Annotated in this window: 16 protein-coding genes and 2 pseudogenes; 7 read left to right on the forward strand and 11 right to left on the reverse strand. The window is 51.0% G+C overall.

Features of this window, described 5'->3' with window-relative positions; genetic code table 11:
* The first annotated feature begins 66 nt into the window (after positions 1 to 66).
* Positions 67 to 1,641: a cyclic di-3',5'-guanosine monophosphate phosphodiesterase PdeC gene (gene pdeC, locus BM427_RS11930; protein WP_090121870.1), complete on the forward strand. Its 1,575-nt coding sequence runs from the start codon at positions 67 to 69 to the stop codon at positions 1,639 to 1,641.
* 449 nt (positions 1,642 to 2,090) lie between these two features.
* Here pdeC and soxS read toward each other — a convergent pair whose 3' ends face one another.
* Entirely contained in the window at positions 2,091 to 2,414 is a 324-nt protein-coding gene (gene soxS, locus BM427_RS11935; protein ID WP_061498717.1) for a superoxide response transcriptional regulator SoxS, read from the reverse strand.
* Between the two features lie 81 nt (positions 2,415 to 2,495).
* On the opposite strand from soxS, the gene soxR reads away from it, so the two are divergent.
* The 4 genes and pseudogenes from soxR to BM427_RS11960 all read left to right on the forward strand — a co-directional run.
* Complete coding sequence (gene soxR, locus BM427_RS11940) at positions 2,496 to 2,954, forward strand: redox-sensitive transcriptional activator SoxR (protein ID WP_090121872.1); 459 nt, start codon at positions 2,496 to 2,498, stop codon at positions 2,952 to 2,954.
* A gap of 694 nt (positions 2,955 to 3,648) precedes the next feature.
* A complete protein-coding gene (ghxP, locus tag BM427_RS11950; RefSeq protein ID WP_090121873.1) occupies positions 3,649 to 4,998 on the forward strand; it encodes a guanine/hypoxanthine transporter GhxP in 1,350 nt (449 codons plus the stop codon).
* Between the two features lie 135 nt (positions 4,999 to 5,133).
* Positions 5,134 to 6,780, forward strand: coding sequence for a Na+/H+ antiporter (locus BM427_RS11955; RefSeq protein ID WP_090121875.1), 1,647 nt, complete (start codon positions 5,134 to 5,136; stop codon positions 6,778 to 6,780).
* Positions 6,781 to 6,895: 115 nt separating this feature from the next.
* Positions 6,896 to 7,251: pseudogene (locus BM427_RS11960) on the forward strand (MurR/RpiR family transcriptional regulator); the annotation flags it as partial.
* Positions 7,252 to 7,422: 171 nt separating this feature from the next.
* Here BM427_RS11960 and BM427_RS11965 read toward each other — a convergent pair.
* From BM427_RS11965 to BM427_RS11985, 5 genes and pseudogenes are all read right to left on the reverse strand, one after another.
* A complete protein-coding gene (locus tag BM427_RS11965; protein WP_139234407.1) occupies positions 7,423 to 7,809 on the reverse strand; it encodes a hypothetical protein in 387 nt (128 codons plus the stop codon).
* A gap of 16 nt (positions 7,810 to 7,825) precedes the next feature.
* Entirely contained in the window at positions 7,826 to 8,245 is a 420-nt protein-coding gene (locus BM427_RS11970; protein ID WP_090121877.1) for a tlde1 domain-containing protein, read from the reverse strand.
* Positions 8,246 to 8,255: 10 nt separating this feature from the next.
* A pseudogene (gene tssD / locus BM427_RS11975) lies at positions 8,256 to 8,746 on the reverse strand (type VI secretion system tube protein TssD).
* Positions 8,747 to 9,233: 487 nt separating this feature from the next.
* Positions 9,234 to 10,148 (reverse strand): LysR family transcriptional regulator, encoded by a 915-nt coding sequence (locus tag BM427_RS11980; RefSeq protein WP_090121879.1) that lies wholly within the window; start codon positions 10,146 to 10,148, stop codon positions 9,234 to 9,236.
* A gap of 541 nt (positions 10,149 to 10,689) precedes the next feature.
* Entirely contained in the window at positions 10,690 to 11,856 is a 1,167-nt protein-coding gene (locus BM427_RS11985; protein ID WP_090121880.1) for an iron-containing alcohol dehydrogenase, read from the reverse strand.
* A 772-nt stretch (positions 11,857 to 12,628) separates the two neighbouring features.
* On the opposite strand from BM427_RS11985, the gene BM427_RS11990 reads away from it, so the two are divergent.
* Positions 12,629 to 14,680 (forward strand): sensor domain-containing protein, encoded by a 2,052-nt coding sequence (locus BM427_RS11990; RefSeq protein WP_090121882.1) that lies wholly within the window; start codon positions 12,629 to 12,631, stop codon positions 14,678 to 14,680.
* A 407-nt stretch (positions 14,681 to 15,087) separates the two neighbouring features.
* Here the strand turns inward: BM427_RS11990 and yajD are convergent, their stop codons facing one another.
* From yajD to acs, 4 genes are all read right to left on the reverse strand, one after another.
* The gene (yajD, locus tag BM427_RS11995; protein ID WP_090121883.1) at positions 15,088 to 15,435 is read right to left on the reverse strand and encodes an HNH nuclease YajD; all 348 of its coding nucleotides are present in this window, start codon (positions 15,433 to 15,435) and stop codon (positions 15,088 to 15,090) included.
* Between the two features lie 246 nt (positions 15,436 to 15,681).
* Positions 15,682 to 17,331, reverse strand: a complete 1,650-nt coding sequence (gene actP / locus BM427_RS12000; RefSeq protein ID WP_090121884.1) for a cation/acetate symporter ActP — start codon at positions 17,329 to 17,331, stop codon at positions 15,682 to 15,684.
* Positions 17,328 to 17,639 carry a DUF485 domain-containing protein gene (locus tag BM427_RS12005; protein WP_090121886.1) on the reverse strand — a complete coding sequence of 104 codons (312 nt, stop codon included), beginning with the start codon at positions 17,637 to 17,639 and terminating at the stop codon, positions 17,328 to 17,330. The genes actP and BM427_RS12005 overlap by 4 nt, the downstream gene beginning before the upstream one ends.
* A 244-nt stretch (positions 17,640 to 17,883) precedes the next feature.
* Entirely contained in the window at positions 17,884 to 19,842 is a 1,959-nt protein-coding gene (gene acs, locus BM427_RS12010; protein WP_090121887.1) for an acetate--CoA ligase, read from the reverse strand.
* Positions 19,843 to 20,531: 689 nt separating this feature from the next.
* On the opposite strand from acs, the gene gltP reads away from it, so the two are divergent.
* Complete coding sequence (gene gltP / locus BM427_RS12015; RefSeq protein ID WP_090121889.1) at positions 20,532 to 21,845, forward strand: glutamate/aspartate:proton symporter GltP; 1,314 nt, start codon at positions 20,532 to 20,534, stop codon at positions 21,843 to 21,845.
* A gap of 46 nt (positions 21,846 to 21,891) precedes the next feature.
* Here gltP and BM427_RS12020 read toward each other — a convergent pair whose 3' ends face one another.
* Complete coding sequence (locus BM427_RS12020; protein WP_090121890.1) at positions 21,892 to 23,088, reverse strand: MFS transporter; 1,197 nt, start codon at positions 23,086 to 23,088, stop codon at positions 21,892 to 21,894.
* Positions 23,089 to 23,098: the final 10 nt, after the last annotated feature.

Genomic DNA, 23,098 nt, shown 5'->3' on the forward strand with positions numbered 1-23,098 from the left:
ACCTGTTTATCAAAGCATCCTGCCGTACATTAAAAAGGCACAATAAATGCGTGGATATAGGCGGACATGAATCATAGCGTCCTTCGCAAGATGCTCAGAGTCGTCGGGATCATCATAGGAGTCATCCTGCCGGTGATGCTGTCGCTATGGTTTGCACATATCCGTGCAGTAAATGAAACAGCCTCCCAGCTCCGCTCTTTTGCCCAACTGGCGTTAAATAAAACTGAAGTGGTTATCAAGCAAGTGGATAGCGTTCGCACCGCTGCGGAAAAATTTCACGGTCAGATATGCTCGCAGGAGCATCGCAAAGCGATGCTGGATATTGTACGCAGCAGTTTGTATGTTGCCGATCTCATCTATGCGCATGGCGATCAATTTTTATGCTCCAGCGCTATTGTACCCGCACAATCGTATACTATGGCGCCCGCAGAGTATAAACGCTCGCCAGACATTGCCATTTATTATTACCGCAATACACCGTTTTATGCCGGTTATAAAATGGTCTACATGCAGCGTGGTAACTACGTTGCGGTGATCAATCCTCTTTCCTATAGTGATGTTGCCTCGGAAGATAAAGCGCTGGCGTACGGCGTCTACGACACAGTGAGCGAATTATTTTTCTCTCTCAGTAAAAGTGCGAACCTGGAGACGCTGGAGAAACTGATCCACAGCCAGGCATCAACCTTCCAGCAGGATGGGCGTTTTTACACCATTGCACATTCGGATAAACGTCCAATTGCTATCATCGTGTCGACCTCTAATGCACACTATTTTCGGGCGCTATACCATCAGGTGATGCTGCTGCTGCCGCTGGGGCTAATTTGCAGTGTGATCCTTTGTTTGGTGTGGTCACGAACACGAAAAGAATTTAACTCGCCCCGCCGAATGCTTCACCGCGCGTTAACCAAACGCCAGCTTCAACTCCACTATCAACCGATTATCGATATTAAAAATGGCACCTGTGTTGGCGCTGAGGCGCTGTTACGCTGGCCGTGTTTTAATGGCCAGCAGGTAATGAGCCCGGCGGAATTTATTCCACTGGCGGAAAAAGAGGGGATGATCGAACGCATTACGGATTATGTCGTCGATGAAGTGTTTAGCGATCTCGGCGACTTCCTGGCTGTGGTACCCCATCTTTATATTTCGATTAACTTATCTGCTGCAGATTTTCACTCTTCACGCCTTATTTCATTGATTTCCAATAAGGCCAGGGAACACGCTGTACGCGCGGAGCAGATTAAGATTGAAGTGACGGAGCGCGGGTTTATCGATGTGCCCAAAACCACGCCGGTGATTCAGGCGTTTCGTCAGGCGGGCTATGAAGTGGCGATTGATGATTTTGGTACCGGATATTCCAACCTGCATAACCTCTATTCCTTGAATGTTGATATCCTGAAAATCGATAAATCTTTTATCGACACGCTGATCACCAACAGCACCAGTCATCTGATTGCTGAACATATTATTGAGATGGCGCAGAGCCTGCGTTTGAAGATTATTGCCGAAGGTGTGGAAACGGCAGAGCAAGTGAGCTGGTTACTGAAGCGCGGTGTGCAGTTCTGCCAGGGTTGGCACTTTGCCAAAGCGTTGCCACCTGAAGAATTTAAACTCTGGGTGCTGCATCCGCCGTCATTAAAATGATGGTGTACACATAGCCATTACTCTTAATAAACGCATCGCCCTTTCCTCCCTCTGTTAATGCAGTAATAACGACAATAAATAGTTTATTGAAAGTATGATGGGGAAACATATTGATTCCATTGGGAATGTATTGAAGCTACAGGTGTGAAGCCCTGTCACTATTTAATGAGGTTCGCCGGGAGAGAGAACTGACGTGCTTTATAATGAATTTTTCATTTTATAAATATGAAAGACAATCTTGTGGTCAGTTAATTCATAATTTTAATTCCAGCCCTACGCTAAAAGTGGAACTGTTTCGCCGAAACCACAATCCAGGAAAATAGTCGCTGTATTCAACACGAATAAGGGAGGGGACAAATTTATCGCTGGAGAGAGAGCTCAGCGGTAGAGTTTGGGGAGCGGTGAAGATTTACCACACCCGCTCACCCTGAACGTTGCTTTGATGGTTGTCAGGCATGGTGCCGGTAATCGCTGGGAGTGCGATCGAATTCACGGCGAAACACGCGCGAAAACGTCTGTTGTGAGACGTAACCTAAATCCATTGCAATATCAAAAATAGGGCGTTGCGTGGTGCGCAGCGCTTCGGCTGCCAGCAATAAACGGCGCTGACGAATATAGTCGCCCAACGTTTGATGCATCACCGTACGGAACATTCTCTGTAGATACCACTTTGAATAACCTGACTTTCTGGCGACTACATCAATATTCATTGGTTGGTCGATATGTTCATCAATCCATTCGATAAGCGTCTGAATAATTTGCTGATGGGACATAAAGCTTCCTCATTTCCCGATTCGTCGTTTTGTCTGGGAGTGAGTATAATTCCTCAAGTTAACTTGAGGTAAAGAGGTTTTATGGAAAAGAGAATGCCGCGCATTAAATCACTGCTCAGTCCTGGAGAAGTGGCGAAACGTAGTGGGGTGGCCGTGTCTGCTCTGCACTTTTATGAGAGCAAGGGACTTATAAAAAGCTTACGCAATAGCGGCAATCAGCGGCGATATACCCGCGATGTATTGCGCTACGTGGCGATCATCAAGATTGCCCAGCGCATTGGTATTCCGCTGGCGACCATCGGCGAAGCATTCGGTGTTTTGCCCGAGGGGCATACCCTGAGCAAAAAAGAGTGGAAGCAGTTGTCGTCCCAATGGCGGGAAGAACTGGACCGGCGTATTCATACGCTGGTTGCACTGCGTGATGAGTTGGATGGCTGTATCGGCTGCGGCTGTTTGTCGCGCAGTGAATGCCCGTTGCGTAACCCAGGCGATCAGTTGGGGCAGCAGGGCACCGGCGCGCGTTTGCTGGAAGATGACTGAAACGTGCAAAAAACTAAAGCGCCCGCTGGGGCGCTTTAGTCGTTTTCCGGTCTTTGTCTTTCTCTCTATCCCGTTCTGTCACAGGAGGGTTTCCCCCGACATCAGCACCCCTCAAGTATGTTGGAGGTTCCGGATTGTGCTGACACTTTTAGTGTAGTTTCTGTATGCAAAATCGCTACTTTTTTGCTCACTTTTTTTCAGAATATTTCGTCCGCCGTTCCGCTGATTTTCTATCGTTAATGCGTCAATGCACACAGCTCATTCTCTGGGGTTTTGTAAGAACTGGGCGTGCCTTACCAGATCGACCTTTATCAGTCTGAAAAAACGGGGAAAGCTGTTCAGCCTGGCAGCGAGCCATTGCCCAGTGCGGTCGTTTGATTTACCCGATAGCTAAGAATGTTTGTAATATGTTGCAAAGTTGCGCACCGACGATAACGTTTGCGCATCGTCCGCTTGGATCTTCGCCGTGATAAGCAAAATTTAGCAAAAAGCGGCAAAGTTCAGTTGAAAAGCGCTGTGTAAACGCTGGATAATCGTTTGCCTTTTTTTGACCAACCGTTGTATGCGCGGAGTTAAACGTTTGCTTTTTTGTGGCCCCTTACCACAACGCAGCACAGGGAGATGACGTTTAACCGGCAGTGGACTGTCCACCACGCACTACAATGCACAATAAAATTCTCAGGGGATGTTTTCTATGTCTACGCCTTCTGCGCGTACCAATGGTTCGCTTGACGTACTGTTTAAAATTTCTGCCCGTGGCAGTACTGTTCGTCAGGAAATCGTTGCCGGTTTAACCACCTTCCTCGCGATGGTCTATTCGGTGATCGTGGTGCCTGGCATGCTGGGTAAAGCCGGTTTCCCGCCTGCTGCTGTTTTCGTCGCCACCTGTCTGGTCGCCGGTGTTGGTTCCATTGTGATGGGGCTGTGGGCGAATCTGCCGCTGGCCATCGGCTGCGCTATCTCTCTGACCGCGTTCACCGCGTTCAGTCTGGTACTGGGCCAACACATCAGCGTACCTGTCGCGCTTGGTGCGGTATTCCTGATGGGTGTACTGTTCACCATCATCTCCGCGACGGGCATCCGTAGTTGGATCCTGCGCAACCTGCCGCATGGCGTTGCGCATGGCACCGGCATCGGGATTGGTCTGTTTCTGCTGCTGATTGCCGCAAACGGTGTTGGTCTGGTGATCAAAAACCCGCTGGACGGTCTGCCGGTTACGCTGGGCCATTTCGCCAGCTTCCCGGTGATCATGTCGCTGATCGGCCTGGCGGTGATTATCGGTCTGGAAAAACTGAAAGTGCCGGGCGGCATTCTGCTGACCATCATTGGTGTTTCCATCGTTGGCCTGATTTTCGATCCGAGCGTGCACTTCTCCGGTATTTTCGCTATGCCGTCGCTGAGCGATGACAAAGGCAACTCGCTGATCGGCAGCCTGGATATCATGGGCGCGCTGAATCCGGTAGTGCTGCCGAGTGTGCTGGCGCTGGTGATGACGGCGGTCTTTGACGCCACCGGTACTATCCGTGCGGTAGCAGGCCAGGCCAATCTGTTGGATAAAGATGGTCAGATCATTGATGGCGGCAAAGCGCTGACCACTGACTCCTTGAGTAGCGTTTTCTCCGGTCTGGTCGGCGCGGCGCCAGCTGCGGTATATATCGAATCGGCAGCAGGTACGGCGGCAGGCGGTAAAACCGGTCTGACAGCGATTACCGTTGGCGTACTGTTTCTGCTGATCCTGTTCCTCTCTCCGCTCTCTTATCTGGTTCCTGCGTATGCCACCGCGCCAGCGTTGATGTACGTGGGTCTGCTGATGCTGAGCAATGTGGCGAAAATTGATTTTGCTGACTTCGTCGATGCAATGTCAGGCCTGATCACCGCCGTGTTCATCGTGCTGACCTGTAACATCGTCACCGGCATCATGATCGGTTTCGCCTCGCTGGTGATAGGTCGCGTGGTTTCCGGTGAGTGGCGCAAGCTGAACATCGGAACTATCGTGATTGCGGTTGCTCTGGTGGCCTTCTATGCAGGCGGCTGGGCAATCTGAACCATAAACGGTTACATAATGGGCGACTTCGGTCGCCCATTTTTTTACCCACAGCCCGGTTTCTTTGCGTTAAGCTGAATGCTCTGGACTCAAGGTCTGAGACCGCTATAACAAAACATTGCAAACAGGGAACGCATGGAAATATTTTTTACCATTCTTATCATGACGCTCGTGGTGTCGCTCTCGGGCGTCTTCACGCGTGTGCTGCCTTTTCAAATCCCGCTACCGTTGATGCAAATCGCCATCGGCGCGCTGCTGGCATTTCCCACGTTTGGCCTGCATGTCGAGTTCGATCCGGAACTGTTTCTGGTGCTGTTTATCCCGCCGCTGTTGTTTGCTGACGGCTGGAAAACGCCGACGCGCGAGTTTCTCGAGCATGGCCGCGAAATCTTCGGCCTTGCGCTTGCTCTGGTGGTGATCACCGTGGTCGGGATCGGCTTTTTAATCTACTGGCTGGTGCCTGGCATTCCGCTGGTGCCCGCTTTCGCGCTGGCGGCGGTGCTGTCGCCAACTGATGCGGTGGCGCTCTCCGGCATTGTTGGTGAAGGGCGCATTCCGAAAAAAATCATGGGCATTTTGCAGGGCGAAGCGTTGATGAACGACGCTTCCGGACTGGTGTCACTGAAATTCGCTGTCGCCGTGGCGATGGGTACGATGGTCTTTACCGTCGGTGGCGCCACGGTCGAATTTATGAAAGTGGCGATTGGCGGCCTGCTGGCTGGCTTTGTGGTGAGCTGGCTGTACGGACGTTCGCTGCGCTTTCTCAGTCGCTGGGGCGGTGATGAACCGGCCACGCAGATCGTGCTGCTGTTCCTGCTGCCGTTTGCTTCTTATCTGATTGCGGAGCATATCGGCGTCTCCGGCATCCTGGCCGCCGTTGCCGCGGGGATGACTATCACCCGTTCCGGTGTTATGCGCACCGCGCCGCTGGCGATGCGTCTGCGCGCTAACAGCACCTGGGCGATGCTGGAATTTGTCTTTAACGGTATGGTGTTCTTGCTGTTAGGTCTGCAACTGCCGGGCATCCTGGAATCGTCACTGGCGGCGGCGGAGGCCGATCCGAATGTTGAAACCTGGATGCTGTTCACCGATATTGTGTTGATCTATGGTGCGCTGATGCTGGTGCGTTTCGGCTGGCTGTGGACGATGAAGAGATTCAGCCTGCGTTTTTTACATAAAAAGCCGATGCAGTTCGCCTCCTGGAGCGATCGCGAGCTACTGATTGCGACCTTTGCCGGGGTTCGCGGGGCGATCACGCTGGCCGGTGTGCTCTCCATTCCGTTGCTGCTGCCCGGCGGCGATGTCTTCCCGGCGCGTTACGAGCTGGTGTTTCTTTCCGCTGGTGTGATCCTTTTCTCGCTGTTCGTTGGCGTCATTGCGCTGCCGCCGCTGTTGCAGCATATTGAAGTGCGTGACCACGCTCAGCAGTACAAAGAGGAGCGCATGGCGCGGGCGGCGACTGCCGATGTGGCGATTGTCACGATCCAGAAAATGGAAGAGCGCCTGGCGGCGGATATTGAAGAGAATATCGATAATCAGTTGCTGACGGAGGTCAGCTCCCGGGTAATTGGTAATCTGCGACGCCGCGCAGATGGGCGCAACAACATCGAAAGTTCACTGCAGGAAGAGAACCTGGAGCGTCGTTTCCGCCTGGCGGCGCTGCGATCTGAACGCGCCGAGCTTTACCATCTGCGCGCCACCCGGCAGATCAGCAACGAGACACTGCAAAAACTGCTGCACGACCTCGATTTGCTGGAAGCGTTGCTGCTGGAGAGGAAATAATCACCTTTCGGGGCGAGTTTCCTGCCCCTTTTCCCCACGTCATAAAAATCTAAAATTCTGGTGATATCCGGGTTTGCTCTGTGCAGGATGAGGTTTTTCATTTCAGGGAATTATCATGAGTGCAAAAACGACATCGTCAGAAGGCCGGATCCGACAGCACTGGGATCAACTCTCCAGCCACGAGCAGCGGCTGGCAGATGTGCTGCTTGCTGCTCCTGGACCGCTGGCGATAATATAGCCACCGAGCTGGCGCAAAGCGCAGGCGTTTCCAAAGCCACCACGACCCGCTTTTTCCGCCATCTCGGTTATGAGAGTGATGAAGCGGCTCGCCACCAGGCGCGCGAAATGCAAAGCAGTGGATCGCCGCTCTATCTGCAAGCCGCACCGGGCGCTTCGCCGATGGACAACGTGAAGCAGCAGCATCTGGAAAAAGAGATCGCTAACCTGGTGAACAGCTATCGCACCCTGGAACAGCCAGGGGCTATTGCTGTAGATCCTGAAGGACATGTTTTTATTGCTCAAGGCGGAAATGACGACGACGGCACCAAAGGTTGGGTGTCCATGTCTCCGGTCGAAGACAATTAACGGTATCCTACTGATAGAATAGCGATGAAAAGCCGCCGAGTTTCCCCTGCGACGTGATCAATCATCACTCCGGCTTTCCGCTTCCTGCCGTATTTCGCTCATCGTAGCCCGCATATTGTCCAGACACTCAGACGCCGGTTCCCCAGCCTTCACCAATGACGCTTCAGCCTGCACATAATAACGCTCTGCTTGTTCGGTGGTGAAATGCGTTATGCCGGGAATACTGCATATCAGGGATGTCCCAAAACGCTGCTGCAAGTCATCAGGATAATTTTCGATCACGTCGGTCGCCTTCAGCACATTCGTCGGGTCTTTAACAAGCGCCATGCTGATCGCCGTTGCCAGCCGCGAAGCGTGTTCGTCATCAAGCGTGCCACCAATGCTTTTCGCTTTCACCGGTAGCGCCTGGATAGTTGCAGGATCTGCGTTGTCTACCAACTTCAAATAAGCATTCCAACTGCTATCTGAAGCCATACAGGATGCAGACAGAGCGCAAGCCAGCAGAACTGCCCAGCACCTCACCGTACAACCCAAGCGTGCGATCCGATGACAGAATGACTTTCGAGCGAACATGCGGCCCCATAATGATACATCCTTCAGAAGCAAATCCGGCCGGTTTAGGTGGTTTACGTTCGCCGTGGATGCGGAATGCAGAACGCCCGAAGCTCTCCCCGGATGTCATTTTCAGGATGATAGTCATTGGGCCTTTGGAATTGGAGTGTCCGCCAATGTGATATGTTCCGCGCGGCAGTAGCCCCATGCCTTTAACATGCTGGCGATCAGGGTTGTTCTTATTGGTCAGATTGCCTGAATACCCTGTACCTACCAGCTTGCCTTTGTGCCACAGCTCGCCAGTGCTCTGATAATATGTCCATGCCATGATTATCTCCTTATGCGGCGCTGCGCTCTTTCCAGCTGTCAGAATGAATAATATTTCCATCGAGGTAATGCCAGGTGATTTTCTCATACGTCATTTCGACCGCTTCCATGTGGTCATAATGCTGGTAATCAGGGTCTTTGATATCTTCCATATATGGAACAACGCTGGTAATTCGGGTGCCCTCTAAGAATATATTGAAATATTCTTCCTCCTGTCCTGCGTGATTAATTCGGTAGAATTTAAGCTCTGCTGATTTTAAGCGTTTTCCTGTTCCGACAAATTGGAAAAGATACGCGCTGGATGAATCAACGGCTTTGTGAATACAAAGGGTGAATGCTCTCGTGTGGCAGTGATCTTCCCGGTCAGGTCGTCTGTTGGTATAGAGACTCTGCCTGCCAATGCCGTAATCTCTATGCTCCCCTCGCGCTGCTGGATATCAACTGAACCTTTTACATCATTTCCGTCGTCATCCTTCAGCCATAAATAAATAGGTATAGCCATTCGTAATTCTCCAATTTTAGATTAGGAATTAAAATTCTACACTTATAAAGAAAACGAGAAAATAAATTTAAACATCCGTATAATCTATTGAATAATTAAATCAATAATCATGATAAGTGTTTAATGAATGACATGCTTAATGTATTCAACTAAAGCATAAACCCTCGAGGGCATCGGTAAAGCGCCGCACTATTCATTCAGGTATGTAATTTATTCGTCGGTGGGGGTTATCAAGTCGGGCCCCTTGTTTCTTGAATTTCCAACTGTACGTGAAACTGTATGCCCGTTGAACGTATTGTCTGGAATAGCGTCCTCGGCTGCAATCTCTTTAGCGGAATCCCCGTCAGTGCTTTGATTTAGTCTACGGCAGCGGATACCCGCGTGCGCGATGTGGAGGTGCGTATTCTGACGTCAGGATTTCCGCAGGTGAATTTGCAAGGTCCATGGGTGCCGGGGCATGCTGCCTGAGCTGAGCGATGTCGGGAAGCTACGCTTTCCCCGCAGGCAATGATGAGGCGTCTGACCCAAGCCAGAACCCTTCACAACAGCTTAACCACGCCTGCGCACTGTGGGAAAGATAGACGCCTTCGCGCCAAATCATCCCAAGTTGCCAGCGTAAATCGCTCTGCAAAGGAAGCCAAAGCAGGCTTTGTTTATCCAGTCGCTGGCAAATCGGTTCTGGCAGAATGGCTATGCCGATGCCTGCCTGCACCATCGCTGCCAAAAAATCCCATTGCCCGCTCCGCACGGCGATGCGCGGCTTCACATCGTGCTGATTAAACAACTGCATTAACTGGCGGCTGAGGGCAAAATCTTCGTTGTAGATAAGTAGAGGATATTCACCTAACTCTTCCGGCGTGACCGCTTCGTGTTTCAGCCAGTCGCCGGAGCGTGGCACCAGCACACACATTGGGTAGCTGAACAGCGGCATTGTTGCTAAACCGCTGTCTTCTTCTACCGGCAGCGCAGTCATCGCCAGATCCAACTCACTATTGCTTACCGCATGCTGCACTGTCAGACCGCCAAATTCGGCAATTTTCAGCTCAACACCGGGATAACGCTGACGAAACAAGCTGATCGGCCCGGCCATTAGCATGCCCACCATAGGTGGAATGCCGAGGCGCAACAGACCTTTGTTCAGTGTGTTGATATCGCCAAGCTCTGCCTCCAACTGTTGGAATTCGGCGAGGATCGCCATGCCGCGTTCAAACACTACACGTCCGGTATCGGTCAGCAGTAATTTGCGGCCATCGCGAATCAACAACGTGCAGTTGAGTTCATCCTCAAGATTTTTCAACATTTTGCTAATGGTCGGTTGGGTGACGAACAGGCGCTCCGCCGCGCGGGTGAAACTTTGCTGGCGTACTACCTCGACAAAATAGCGCAGCGCTCTGATGTCCATAATGATTCCCTGGAATTCTGTGTGCGATGAGTTTAATTCATTTCAGTAACGTAAGGGGGATCTCTGTACTGGCCTTGCAATGAATTTAATCACGAGACGCATAGAGACAAACAACTTATTTGCGGCAACGATGTAATGAAAAAGCGTTTGAACAAAACATCCCACCGTCCCGATAGGGTTAATGCTTGTGAGGAAAACGGAGAATATGCGGCTGCCTGGCTTAATTTAACGGTCAGATTGCCAACGCCAGTGTACCCGGCATTTTTGTCCGCTTCGTTCGGCTACGGGGGCATTAATCAAACATCTGCTGATTAAATTCAGTGGTCATCGCTGACATAGTAGGCAGATAACTTTCGGGTTGTATTTGAATGAGCATTCACCTTCGGTTCAGCCTCCGTTCCACCGGCATGTACCCGTCGGCACAGCGATTCATCCTTTTATGCAGGGAGAGGTTTCTGGCTCTGTCAGGAAATTGCAAAACAGAGGCCTTATTGCCAGAAACCAGCAATAAGGCCTTTTCGCGTCCTGCAATGGCGCTTATTTATAGCGCTCCTTCACCTTCGTAAGCCTGACGATAAAGCTCAATGACCTGCTCTTTCGTCGCTTTTCTTGGGTTAGTTAACTGGCAAACATCTTTTTTGGCGTTTTCCGCCATAATGGCAAAGTCTTCAGGTTTTACCCCAAGGCTTTTCAGATCGGCTGGAATGCCGACTTGTTTGCTCAGACGACGAATGGCGGCAATGGCTTTCTCTGCCGCTTCATCGGTCGACAGTCCGGCGACTTTTTCACCCATGGCTTCTGCAATATCACGGAAGCGATTAAGGTTGCCAATAAGGTTAAAAGACTCAACATAAGGCAGGAGAATAGCATTACATACGCCGTGAGGCAGGTTATAGAACCCGCCCAGTTGGTGCGCCATTGCATGTACATAGCCCAGAGAAGCGTTGTTAAACGCAATCCCGGCGAGATACTGAGCATAGGCCATGTTGTCCCTTGCCGTCATATACTCACCGTTCGCTACTGCTTTGGGCAGGTATTGCGTAATCATCTTAATGGCTTGTAATGCGGCGGCATCTGTTAGCGGATTAGCCATTGTTGACACATAGGCTTCGATAGCATGTGTCAGCGCATCCATGCCGGTTGCTGCGGTAAGGGAGGGTGGCATTCCGACCATTAATACCGGGTCGTTGATGGAAATTTGAGGTGTTACGCGCCAGTCCACGATCGCCATTTTCACCTTGCGTTCTGTATCCGTAATAATACAGAAACGGGTAATTTCGGAGGCTGTCCCTGCGGTGGTGTTAATAGCCATCAACGGGATCATATCGTTGCTGGATTTATCTACCCCTTCATAATCGCGAATATTTCCGCCATTTGCCGCAACCAGACCAATGCCTTTTGCACAGTCATGGGATGAACCACCACCGAGTGACACGATCCCATTACATTCGTGCTCACGATAGCTCTCAATGCCTGCTGCTACATTTTTATCCGTAGGGTTTGGCTCTGCACCACCAAATATATGTACATCGATACCCGCTTCCCGGTAAATTTTCGCAACATTATCCGCCATGCCGTTTTTTGCCAGAAATGCGTCCGTAACAATAAGTATTTTTTTCACATTTAACGTTCGAGCCAAAGTACCAGCTTCCTGAACACTACCTTCACCAAATACATTTCGTGTTGGTAGAAAATAATATGTCGACATTGCTCATCCTCTGTTCATCAATGTAATTGTTAAATGCTTTTAAACTCCTGGCAAAGTATCAACAGCTCAGGATAACGATACTCTGGTGATGCGAATAAAAGCGCTGACTGAATGTGTGGAGGCAATGTTAAAGAAAAGCTGAGTGGGAACAGTGAACAACCTCACAAAAGTAGTGGTTTTTAACAGAAATAATCAATTATATTTACAGATTGACTTTTTAATTATTACGTTTTTTATTCCTTTGTTACAAATGAGATGTGACTCATCGCAGTACAGCCTGTGGGCGATAACGCTTCCTATGCATCTGATTACGTCTTATGGGGAAGAGACAGTTTTATCGTCGTCACTATCACTTCCTGTACTTACGTTGCGGCTTGATGCAAAGGCGTGCGTCAGATCTGTCGGCAGGAGAATGCTATGATTGAAGTTGTTCTCTTCCACGTTTGCTCCAGCTTGTTGACGGTGAGCGAAAACGCGGTCGGTAGTGTGTAAGCCAGTCAGTGCGCAGTCGTCTTTTTCTATCACGAAGAGTGAAAGGTACCGGTCCTGCACGATTTAACGTAAACGGAATTGATGATAGTGGAATGACGTTTTACATATTACATGATGTTATGCATTGAATGGGATAAATCAATTCTGTTATTTTTCTGAGACTAAGGATTGTTAACTGCCAATGTTCGGATTGAGTTCGATTGTTTTTTGGTCGGCTGTTGAAATAGTCATTACACGCTGAGAGTAAATCATAGTTTTTATTGATCGTGGCGAGGGCATTATGAATAAAACTCACTGGGATGAAAGTGGCTTATTTCAGGCAATCCTTGATAAATGTCCCGTCGGAATAGCGGTAATTAACTACGAGGGAATTTATCTCACTGTTAATCCCGCTTATTGCGATATCTATGGCTACACGCAAAATGAGATGCTGAATCACTCTTTCACAATGATTTTTCCTTCCGCAGATAAACTGCCGGTTCTGGAGCGGCATCAGCGATTTCTTGAAGAAAGCACACGTCTTGGCGGAGAGTGGTCTGTCATGCATCGCGATGGGTCTCAGATGACGGTCTTTTCGGAGTCCGTCACGTTTTATCCTGCCCATGGTCTACCGGCCAGGCTGGTCTATGTCCAGAATATTACTGAACGCAAAAAGGCGCAGGAGCAAATGAAAATTGCTGCAGCCGTCTTTGATGCCAGCCAGGAAGCCATTGTCGTGACCAACAGTGAAAATAATATTGTTACCGTCAACCCGGCATTCACCGTTCTGACCGGGTGGTCTTTAGAGGAAGTTAAGGGGCTTAATCCCAGGGAGTTTAAATCAGGTCGCCACCCAACTTTTTTTTATACGGAGATGTGGCAGACATTAAACGAAACAGGACAATGGATAGGAGATGTCTGGGATCGGCATAAAGATGGCACCGAATTTCTCAAGGAGCTGAGAATTTCAGTGATTAAAGATCCTGATAGCAATGTAATTAATTACGTCGGTATGTTTTCCGATATTACCTTACGCAAAAAACAGGAAGAGTTAATCTGGCAGCAAGCTAATTACGATGCTGTCACCGGTCTACCCAACCGCCATTTGTTTAAAACTAAACTTGAACAGGCCGCTCTCCATGCCTCACGTACCCGTCATATTATGGCGCTAATGCTTATCGATCTCGATCAATTTAAATCGGTTAATGACAGTATGGGGCACCGCGCAGGGGATGAATTATTAGGCTGTGTGGCGCTTCGTTTACTCGAATGTGCTCATAATGCTGACTGCGTCGCGCGACTCGGTGGCGATGAGTTTGCGATTATTATCCCGGATATTGACGATCCGGCCGAATGCACGGATATTGCCCGCGACATTCTCAGGACGTTGGATTCGCCCTTTACGGTTAATGGCGAGGCCATATTTGTCTCTGCGAGCATTGGCATTTCTCTTTATCCTGGAGACACGGAAAACCTGGAGGAATTATTTAAGAATGCCGACCAGGCTATGTATGCCGTTAAAAATGCCGGTCGTAAGAATTTTCGCTTCTACTCCCGTGCCCTTCATGATGCGATTCATACGCGCCTTCGGATGATAAGAAATTTAAGAAAGGCACTTGCAGAGAACCAGTTCGTGGTCTACTACCAGCCGATTATTTCGGTGAAGACGGGGCATATTACACGAATGGAGGCGCTGGTTCGCTGGTTTCACCCAGTCCAGGGGCTTATTAGCCCGGATGCCTTTATTCCGCTGGCCGAAGATACCGGCCTTATCGTTCCTATCGGTAACTGGATAGCAAAAGAGGCCATTACACAACTGGCTTACTGGCGACAAAAATATGATCCTGAACTCAAAATGACCATTAATTTGTCACCGGTGCAGTTACGCAGCCAGGAATTTGAAGACATACCCTGGATTCGGGATCTGCAGAGCCACGAACTTGATGGTGAGGCGGTCACTATTGAGATTACTGAAGGGCTACTGCTTAATTCAGAAAAGCGCGTCAATTATAATTTAAAGATGATACATCAGATAGGTATTCAGATTGCCATAGATGATTTCGGCACAGGTTATTCATCCCTGGCATATCTGAGAAAATTTAATATTGATTTCCTCAAAATTGACCGTTCATTCGTCGAGGATTTAAAAGGCGTGGGCTTTGAACTCTGTACAGCTATCATTGCAATGGCGCACAGTTTGGGACTCGGCGTGATTGCTGAGGGGGTTGAAACAGAGGAGCAGGAAAACTTGTTGATTAAGCTGGAGTGCGATTATATGCAAGGGTATCTGTATTCAAAGCCACTACCAGCCGATGAGATCGAGAAACTGCTGGTTTTACCTTATAGACGGTAATCACTTTATTTCATAAATGGAGCTTGCTATTGAGGATTGCCAAAGCGATTCTCCAGCACTGAGAGCAGCAAAAAGAGAATTACGGAACAGACATTGTTGGTTTCAGGGGGGCGGTTTCAAGGGTTGCTTTCAAGGCACCATTCACAGGGGATACAGACAAAGTGTTGCTGGTGCCTGAATTATCGAGCCCTTCTAAAAAACACGCCAATCACACACCTGGCTATCAGTTCGGCTACTTCCTCTGGCAAAGGATCTCACGAAAAAACTGAATGCCGGGTGTTGGAAACGGATTGGGATATGTTTTCCGAAGCACAGCTTATATCGGAATTTCCAGCCTTCAGATATCGCGCATAGCGAACAGAGTGCGGCACATCGGCATTTTTATGCTGAGAGAGACATTAATTTCACTATTTCTTCTTGTTAATCATCGTCTTTAAATCGGCAAACGGATTATAGGTCGCTGTGCCAACGTCTTTTTGCGCATCTTCCCCTGCGACAACGGTGGTGCCGTACTGATCCGCTTCTGTGTATTTTGAATGTTCGTGGTCATGGCAATACAGACACAACAACTCCCAGTTGCTGCCATCTTCCGGGTTATTGGTATGGTCATGATCGATATGGTGAACCGTTAATTCACGCAGGTTCGAATAAACAAATTCCCGTGAACAGCGTCCACACACCCAAGGGTAGATTTTTAGTGCTTTCTCGCGGTAGCCGCTTTCCAGCCGCGCGTAGTTTTTTGGAATCAAAGCCATTGCCGATGTCGCCTGTAACAAAGAGATAGTTTGATATTATCCCATAATAGAACAGAAAGAGACGGGGATATCATCGTTTTGCCGCACATGCGATGACGAAGAAGGAACATGGGTTGACTCCGGCTCCAGGCCCTTGTTCAGGCGGTCTTCGGGATATTATTGGCTGCTGTAGCGCGATGGCGAGAGGGGGATAGAGCAGAAAGGCGAAAATGTGATCCCCGGCCATTACTGACCGGGGCAGGGGAATTAATGTGCCTGGCCCTGTTCGATACCAATACCGGTCTGCGAGCGAATAAACTGCGCGCGGAACTGCTCGCGCTCCAGCTTGCCCGCTTCGGTATTGTCGGTAGCGGAGAAAATCCAGATACCGATAAACGCGACGGCAATTGAGAACAGTGCCGGATATTCATACGGGAAGACCGGTGCGGCGTGGCCGAGGATCTGTACCCAAATGGTCGGGCCAAGGATCATCAAAATCACCGCCGTCAACAGGCCAAGCCAGCCGCCGATCATCGCGCCGCGCGTGGTCAACTTCGACCAGTACATCGAGAGCAGAATAATCGGGAAGTTGCAGCTTGCAGCAATTGAGAAAGCCAGCCCGACCATAAAGGCGATGTTCTGCTTCTCAAACAGAATGCCTAATAGAATGGCGACCACACCGAGCACCAGCACGGTAACTTTGGATACCTTCAGTTCCTGACGCTCGGTCGCGCCTTTACGGAGCACGTTGGCGTAGAGATCGTGCGAGACTGCCGATGCGCCCGCCAGCGTCAACCCGGCGACCACCGCCAGAATGGTGGCGAACGCCACGGCGGAGATAAAGCCGAGGAACAGGTTACCGCCAACGGCGTCGGCAAGGTGAACCGCTGCCATATTGTTACCGCCAATCAGCGCGCCTGCCGCATCTTTAAACGCGGGATTTGCGCCTACCAGCATGATCGCGCCAAAGCCGATGATAAAGGTCAGAATGTAGAAGTAACCCATAAAACCGGTGGCGTATAACACGCTTTTACGGGCTTCACGTGCATCGCTGACGGTAAAGAAACGCATCAGGATATGTGGCAAACCGGCGGTGCCGAACATCAGGCCCAGGCCTAACGACAGGGCGGAAATCGGATCTTTCACCAGCCCGCCAGGGCTCATGATTGCCACGCCTTTCGGGTGTACCGCCATCGCTTCGGTGAACAGGTTATTGAAGCTGAAACCGACGTGTTTCATTACCATAAAGGCCATAAAACTTGCGCCAAACAGCAGCAATACCGCTTTGATAATTTGTACCCAAGTGGTGGCGAGCATACCGCCGAACAGCACATACAGCACCATCAGCACGCCAACCAATACCACGGCGACGTGATAGTTCAGACCGAACAGCAGTTCGATAAGCTTACCGGCCCCCACCATCTGCGCAATCAGATACAGCGCAACCACCACCAGCGAACCGCAGGCGGAAAGGGTACGAATAGGCCCCTGTTTCAGGCGGTACGAGGCCACGTCGGCGAAGGTATAGCGCCCAAGGTTACGCAGCCGTTCGGCGATCAAAAACAGGATAATTGGCCAGCCGACAAGAAAGCCCAGCGAGTAAATCAGCCCGTCGTAACCGGAGGTGTATACCAGTGCGGAAATCCCGAGGAAGGAGGCCGCTGACATAAAGTCACCGGCAATCGCCAGCCCGTTCTGAAAACCGGTAATATTGCCGCCTGCGGTGTAGTAATCACTGCGCGAACGCACGCGTTTCGACGCCCAGTAAGTGATGTACAGGGTGAGCGCCACGAAAATCACAAACATGATAATCGCCTGCCAGTTGGTGGGCTGGCGTTGTACCTCGCCGGTAATGGCATCGGCAGCGCGCGCCGTGAAGGGAAGTATGGTGGCCAGCGCCGTCAGAATTCGTTTCATAATGCTTTTACCTCGCTCAGCACGGCTTTGGTCAGACGATCAAACTCGCCGTTTGCCCGCCAGACGTAGACGGCGGTCAGCACAAACGAAATTACAATCACGCCAATCCCAATTGGGATGCCACGTGTCACGCTCGTGCCTGCATGCAGCGGCGTACCGAGCCAGTGCGGCGCAAAAGCGATAAGCAGAATAAAGCAGACGTAAATAATCAGCATGATGATGGAAAGGAAAAAGGCAAACCGTTGCCGTCTTTTAACTAACTCCCTGAAATGCGCACTGTTTTCTATCTGTTGATAAATGTCATTCATCACAGAATTCTCCAGAGGTCTCCCCTTTGTCTTTCGCGCCTCAGGTTCGCTGGCCGCACCCACCCCAGTCACATAGTCATCTATGCTCCTGAGGATGTGTGCGTTTGCCGCTTTCCTGCAACACAAAATCCATTGAGGACTGTAGGGTGAGGTGATTGTTTCCTCTCCTTATAAGGAGAGCGTTATGGTTTTGTTTATAAGCCGGATAGTGGCTGACGCCTTATCCGACAGGGTGTTACGGTTATTAAGACGGCATGGTAATAGACTGCTTCTCTTCGAGCAGTTTTTCCACGACGCCAGGATCGGCGAGCGTCGAGGTATCGCCGAAGTTAGTGGTATCGCCAGCCGCAATTTTGCGCAGAATGCGGCGCATGATTTTGCCTGAACGTGTTTTCGGCAGTGAATCTGTCCAGTGCAGTATATCCGGCGTTGCCAGCGGGCCAATCTCTTTACGCACCCAGTTACGCACTTCGGCGTAGAGTTCCGGCGACGGCTCTTCACCGTGATTCAGTGTGACATAGGCATAAATCGCCTGGCCTTTGATGTTGTGTGGAATGCCCACCACGGCGGCCTCGGCGATTTTCGGATGCGAAACCAGCGCCGATTCAATCTCGGCGGTGCCCAGGCGGTGGCCGGAAACGTTCAGCACATCGTCCACGCGACCGGTGATCCAGTAATAGCCCTCTTCGTCACGACGCGCGCCGTCGCCGCTGAAGTAACAGTTTTTGAAGGTGGAGAAATAGGTCTGTTCAAAGCGCTCGTGATCGCCAAACAGCGTACGCGCCTGGCCTGGCCAGGAATCGGTGATCACCAGGTTACCTTCAGTCGCGCCATCAAGCCGGTTTCCTTCATTGTCCACCAGAGCCGGTTGCACACCAAAGAATGGATGGGTTGCCGAACCGGCTTTCAGGCGCGTTGCGCCGGGTAGCGGGGTGATCATAAAACCGCCGGTTTCCGTCTGCCACCAGGTGTCCATCACCGGGCATTTACCGTTGCCGATTTTCGACCAGTACCACTCCCACGCTTCCGGGTTAATTGGCTCACCCACTGAACCGAGAATACGCAGCGAAGAGCGGTCAGTGCCCTCGATGGCTTTGTCACCTTCCGCCATCAGTGCGCGGATCGCCGTCGGTGCGGTATAGAGAATATTGACCTGGTGTTTATCCACCACCTGGCTCATTCGCGCCGGGGTTGGCCAGTTCGGCACGCCTTCAAACATCAGCGTGATGGCGCCGCAGGCCAGCGGCCCATAGAGCAAATAGCTGTGGCCGGTCACCCAACCGACATCGGCCGTACACCAATAAACATCGCCCGGATGGTAATCAAAGACATATTTAAACGTCGTCGCGGCATAAACCAGGTAACCGCCGGTGGTGTGTAGCACACCTTTCGGTTTGCCGGTCGAGCCGGAGGTATAGAGGATAAAGAGCGGGTCTTCTGCGCCGACTTCTACTGGCTGATGCTGGTCGCTGGCTTTTTCGGTCAGCTCGTTCCACCACAGATCCCGGTCTGTATTCCAGGCGATGTTGCCGCCGGTACGTTTCAGAACCACGACGTGTTCCACGCTATTCACGTTCGGGTTTTTCAGCGCGTCATCGACATTTTTCTTCAGCGGAATGTTACGACCGGCGCGAACGCCTTCGTCGGCAGTGATCACCAGTCGTGAACTGGAATCGATGATGCGTCCGGCTACCGCTTCCGGTGAAAAGCCACCGAAAATCACCGAATGCACCGCGCCGATACGGGCGCAGGCGAGCATCGCGACAGCCGCTTCAGGCACCATCGGCATATAAATCGCGACAACATCGCCTTTCTTAATCCCCAACTCGACCAGCACATTGGCAAACTGACATACGCTGCGGTGTAACTCGCGGTAGGTGATTTTTTTACTCTGGCTGGCGTCATCGCCTTCCCAGATAATGGCCGTCTGGTCGCCGCGTTCGGCCAGATGGCGATCAAGGCAGTTGGCGGCCAGATTTAATGTGCCGTCTTCATACCATTTAATCGAAATATTGCCGGGCGCGAAGGAGGTGTTTTTCACCGTTTTATACGGTGTAATCCAGTCGAGGATCTTTCCCTGCTCGCCCCAGAATGTGTCAGGGTCGGTGATGGATTGCTGATAGCTGGCTTCATACTGCTCCGGATTTATCAGGCAACGTTCCGCAATATTGGCGGGAATATCGTGTTTATGTATTTGGCTCATGGTAATTGCTCTCCTTGTAAGATGTTAATAATATGTCAAAATAACGTTAATTGTAGGGCCTTTATCAGCTTTGTTTATTATTTGAGCGATAGATCACGCATTGATGATATTCAGTAAAAAAGCAGCAAAATAAATGCGCTGGCGTAACGCAGAAATGAGAAATAACGGCAGGGAGAAGAAAAATCACTCATAACAAAAGGTTATGAAATTTGACGATTTGATTACACTTAATAGCATTGCAGGATAACGCACTGTGGCAACATGCTGAAAATACACTGCGGAACCAATAGCGTCGTAATTATTCTTGTTAGGTATTATTCACTGTGTTAATGACAAATAGCAGACGAATTTTCCGCCACTGCGTGACCTCTGTGACATTTGTGGTGATTAAAAAACGCGCAAATGAACGCATTTTGCAGAATAATTTCCTGACGAGAATATTGGAATTCAGTGGATTGAAAAATTTTGTATAACAAATACTTATTATTAATAATTGAAATAAAAGACGGTTTTTAGATAAAAATTCAGTCAAACCCCCTCCTGATATAGGGTTGCGCGTTACACCCTGCAAATGATACTGATAATGCGCGTTAGAAAACCCCGCAATACCGTGCGACGTTAATTATACCCTTTCAGTTATGTGTCGTTCCCGAGCATGGAATGGCGCTTCATTGAGGAAGTCTGTAGTGATGAAAAACATAAAAATCAGCCTGGCCTGGCAGATTCTGCTAGCTCTTGTGCTGGGTATTCTTCTGGGTAGTTACCTGCATTATCATAGCGACAGCCGCGAATGGCTGATTGCGAATCTCCTGTCTCCGGCGGGCGATATCTTTATTCACCTGATCAAAATGATCGTGGTGCCGATTGTTATCTCGACGCTGGTTGTCGGGATTGCTGGCGTTGGCGACGCGAAACAGCTTGGCCGTATTGGCGCGAAAACCATCATCTATTTCGAAGTGATTACGACGATTGCGATCGTGCTCGGTATTACGCTGGCGAATGTGTTCCAGCCCGGGGCGGGGATCGATATGTCGCAACTGGCCACGGTGGATATTTCGAAATACCAAAGCACCACTGCGGATGTGCAAAGCCACGCCCATGGCCTGATGGGGACGATTCTGTCGCTGGTGCCGACCAATATCGTCTCGTCGATGGCGAAGGGCGATATGCTGCCGATCATCTTCTTCTCAGTGCTGTTTGGTCTGGGGCTTTCATCGCTGCCAGCATCGCACCGTGAGCCGCTGGTAACCGTGTTCCGCTCTGTTTCCGAAACCATGTTTAAAGTCACCCATATGGTGATGCGCTACGCGCCGGTCGGCGTATTCGCGCTGATCTCAGTAACGGTGGCGAACTTCGGTTTCGCCTCACTGTGGCCGCTGGCGAAGCTGGTGATTCTGGTTTACTTCGCGATCCTGTTTTTCGCGCTGGTGGTGCTGGGTATTGTGGCGCGTATCTGTGGGTTGAGCATCTGGATCCTGATCCGCATTCTGAAAGATGAACTGATTCTGGCCTACTCAACCGCCAGCTCAGAGAGCGTGCTGCCGCGTATTATTGAGAAAATGGAAGCCTACGGCGCGCCTGCCTCCATCACCAGCTTCGTGGTGCCGACCGGTTACTCTTTTAATCTCGACGGTTCAACGCTGTACCAGAGTATTGCCGCCATTTTTATTGCGCAGTTGTACGGAATTGATCTGTCGCTGTGGCAGGAGATTATTCTTGTGCTGACGCTGATGGTGACCTCAAAAGGCATCGCGGGCGTTCCGGGCGTCTCCTTTGTGGTATTACTGGCGACGCTGGGCAGCGTCGGTATTCCGCTGGAAGGGCTGGCCTTCATCGCCGGTGTTGACCGTATTCTCGATATGGCGCGTACCGCGCTGAACGTGGTGGGTAATGCGCTGGCGGTGCTGGTCATTGCCAAGTGGGAACACAAATTCGACCGCAAAAAAGCGCTGGCCTATGAGCGCGAAATGCTGGGCAAATTTGATAAAACCGTCGGTCAGTAAACCGCTCGCTTAATCCCTCCAATCCCTTCTTTACGGAGGGATTTTTTTATCCCCTTGCCGTGTTGCTTTTGGCCAGCATCGCCAGAAAACCCGCCACCACTGGCACCAGTGATCCCCACAGCACCGCATTCCAGCCAAAGGCATTGAGCAGCGCGCCGGAGGAGAAAGAGCCGACAATCATCACGCCAAAGACAATAAAGTCATTCAGCGACTGGACGCGGGTTTTCTCTTCCGGGCGGTGAAACTCAATGATCTTCGCCGAAGCGCCGGTAAAACCAAAGTTCCAGCCGATGCCAAGCAGGATCAGCGACAGCCAGTAATGCAGGATGTCAGTCCCGAGCAGACCCGCGAGCACGGATAGGGCGGTGATCAATAATCCCGCAGCGCCAATGCGGCTGGCGCCAAAGCGCTGAATCAGTTTGCCGGTAAAAAACCCCGGTCCATACATCGCAATCACATGCCACTGAATGCCCAGGTTCGCCGCCTGCAGAGAAAGGCCGTGCTGATGCATCGACAGCGGAGCGGCGGTCATCAGGAAGTTCATCACCATATAAGCCACCGCGCCGCCAAACACGGTACGACGAAAGCCTGGCAGACGGGCGATCTCATGAAGTGCGCGACCGCCGTGCTGCGTGTCATCGGTAACGGCAGGGGATTTCACGCCGAACAGCACCGCTGCGGCAATCACTGCGACCGCAGCCTGCGCGAGAAAGGTAACGGCAAAAGTGTGCTCCGGCCAGGCGTTCATGGTGCTGGTGACCAGCATTGGGCCAAGGACGCCCGCTACGACACCGCCGCCCATCACCAGTGACAGCGCCCGCGCCCGTCGTTCGCTGCCCACGCCGTCGGTGGCGGCAAAGCGAAACGAGAGCGCAATAGCCGCGTACGCGCCGCCGAACGAAGCCGCCAGGCAGAACAGGGAAAAGGAACCGAGTACGACCGCCAGCGAAGCCAGAAGCCCGGTCAACATGCCAGCACCAGTGCCGATCATAAAGGCAGCCCGTCTGCCCCGACGGCGAGCCAATGCGCCAAACGGCAGAATGCAGGCCGCCATCCCCAGAACAAATACAGTGACCGGCAGCGTTGCCAGCGTGCTGCTGGGTGCGAGGATATTGCCGACTATCGCGCCAGTGGCATAAAAGACGACCGAGTTAGCGCCAGCCAGCGCCTGTGCTGTCGCGAGGAGCACAATATTATGGTTCTGCTGGCTGACCGGTAATTCTGCTTCTATGGAGTTCAACAACGTGCACTCT

The organism is Kosakonia arachidis, from assembly GCF_900116535.1.
Classification (GTDB): Bacteria; Pseudomonadota; Gammaproteobacteria; order Enterobacterales; family Enterobacteriaceae; genus Kosakonia; species Kosakonia arachidis.

Excerpts from the sequence above, each read along its gene's own strand:
- soxS (WP_061498717.1), bottom strand. The coding sequence starts at position 2,414 with ATGTCCCATCAGCAAATTATTCAGACGCTTATCGAATGGATTGATGAA.
- soxR (WP_090121872.1), top strand. The coding sequence starts at position 2,496 with ATGGAAAAGAGAATGCCGCGCATTAAATCACTGCTCAGTCCTGGAGAA.
- BM427_RS11970 (WP_090121877.1), bottom strand. The coding sequence starts at position 8,245 with ATGGCATGGACATATTATCAGAGCACTGGCGAGCTGTGGCACAAAGGC.
- actP (WP_090121884.1), bottom strand. The coding sequence starts at position 17,331 with ATGAAACGAATTCTGACGGCGCTGGCCACCATACTTCCCTTCACGGCG.
- BM427_RS11955 (WP_090121875.1), top strand. The coding sequence starts at position 5,134 with ATGGAAATATTTTTTACCATTCTTATCATGACGCTCGTGGTGTCGCTC.
- acs (WP_090121887.1), bottom strand. The coding sequence starts at position 19,842 with ATGAGCCAAATACATAAACACGATATTCCCGCCAATATTGCGGAACGT.
- BM427_RS12005 (WP_090121886.1), bottom strand. The coding sequence starts at position 17,639 with ATGAATGACATTTATCAACAGATAGAAAACAGTGCGCATTTCAGGGAG.
- pdeC (WP_090121870.1), top strand. The coding sequence starts at position 67 with ATGAATCATAGCGTCCTTCGCAAGATGCTCAGAGTCGTCGGGATCATC.
- ghxP (WP_090121873.1), top strand. The coding sequence starts at position 3,649 with ATGTCTACGCCTTCTGCGCGTACCAATGGTTCGCTTGACGTACTGTTT.
- BM427_RS11980 (WP_090121879.1), bottom strand. The coding sequence starts at position 10,148 with ATGGACATCAGAGCGCTGCGCTATTTTGTCGAGGTAGTACGCCAGCAA.
- gltP (WP_090121889.1), top strand. The coding sequence starts at position 20,532 with ATGAAAAACATAAAAATCAGCCTGGCCTGGCAGATTCTGCTAGCTCTT.
- BM427_RS11985 (WP_090121880.1), bottom strand. The coding sequence starts at position 11,856 with ATGTCGACATATTATTTTCTACCAACACGAAATGTATTTGGTGAAGGT.
- BM427_RS11990 (WP_090121882.1), top strand. The coding sequence starts at position 12,629 with ATGAATAAAACTCACTGGGATGAAAGTGGCTTATTTCAGGCAATCCTT.
- yajD (WP_090121883.1), bottom strand. The coding sequence starts at position 15,435 with ATGGCTTTGATTCCAAAAAACTACGCGCGGCTGGAAAGCGGCTACCGC.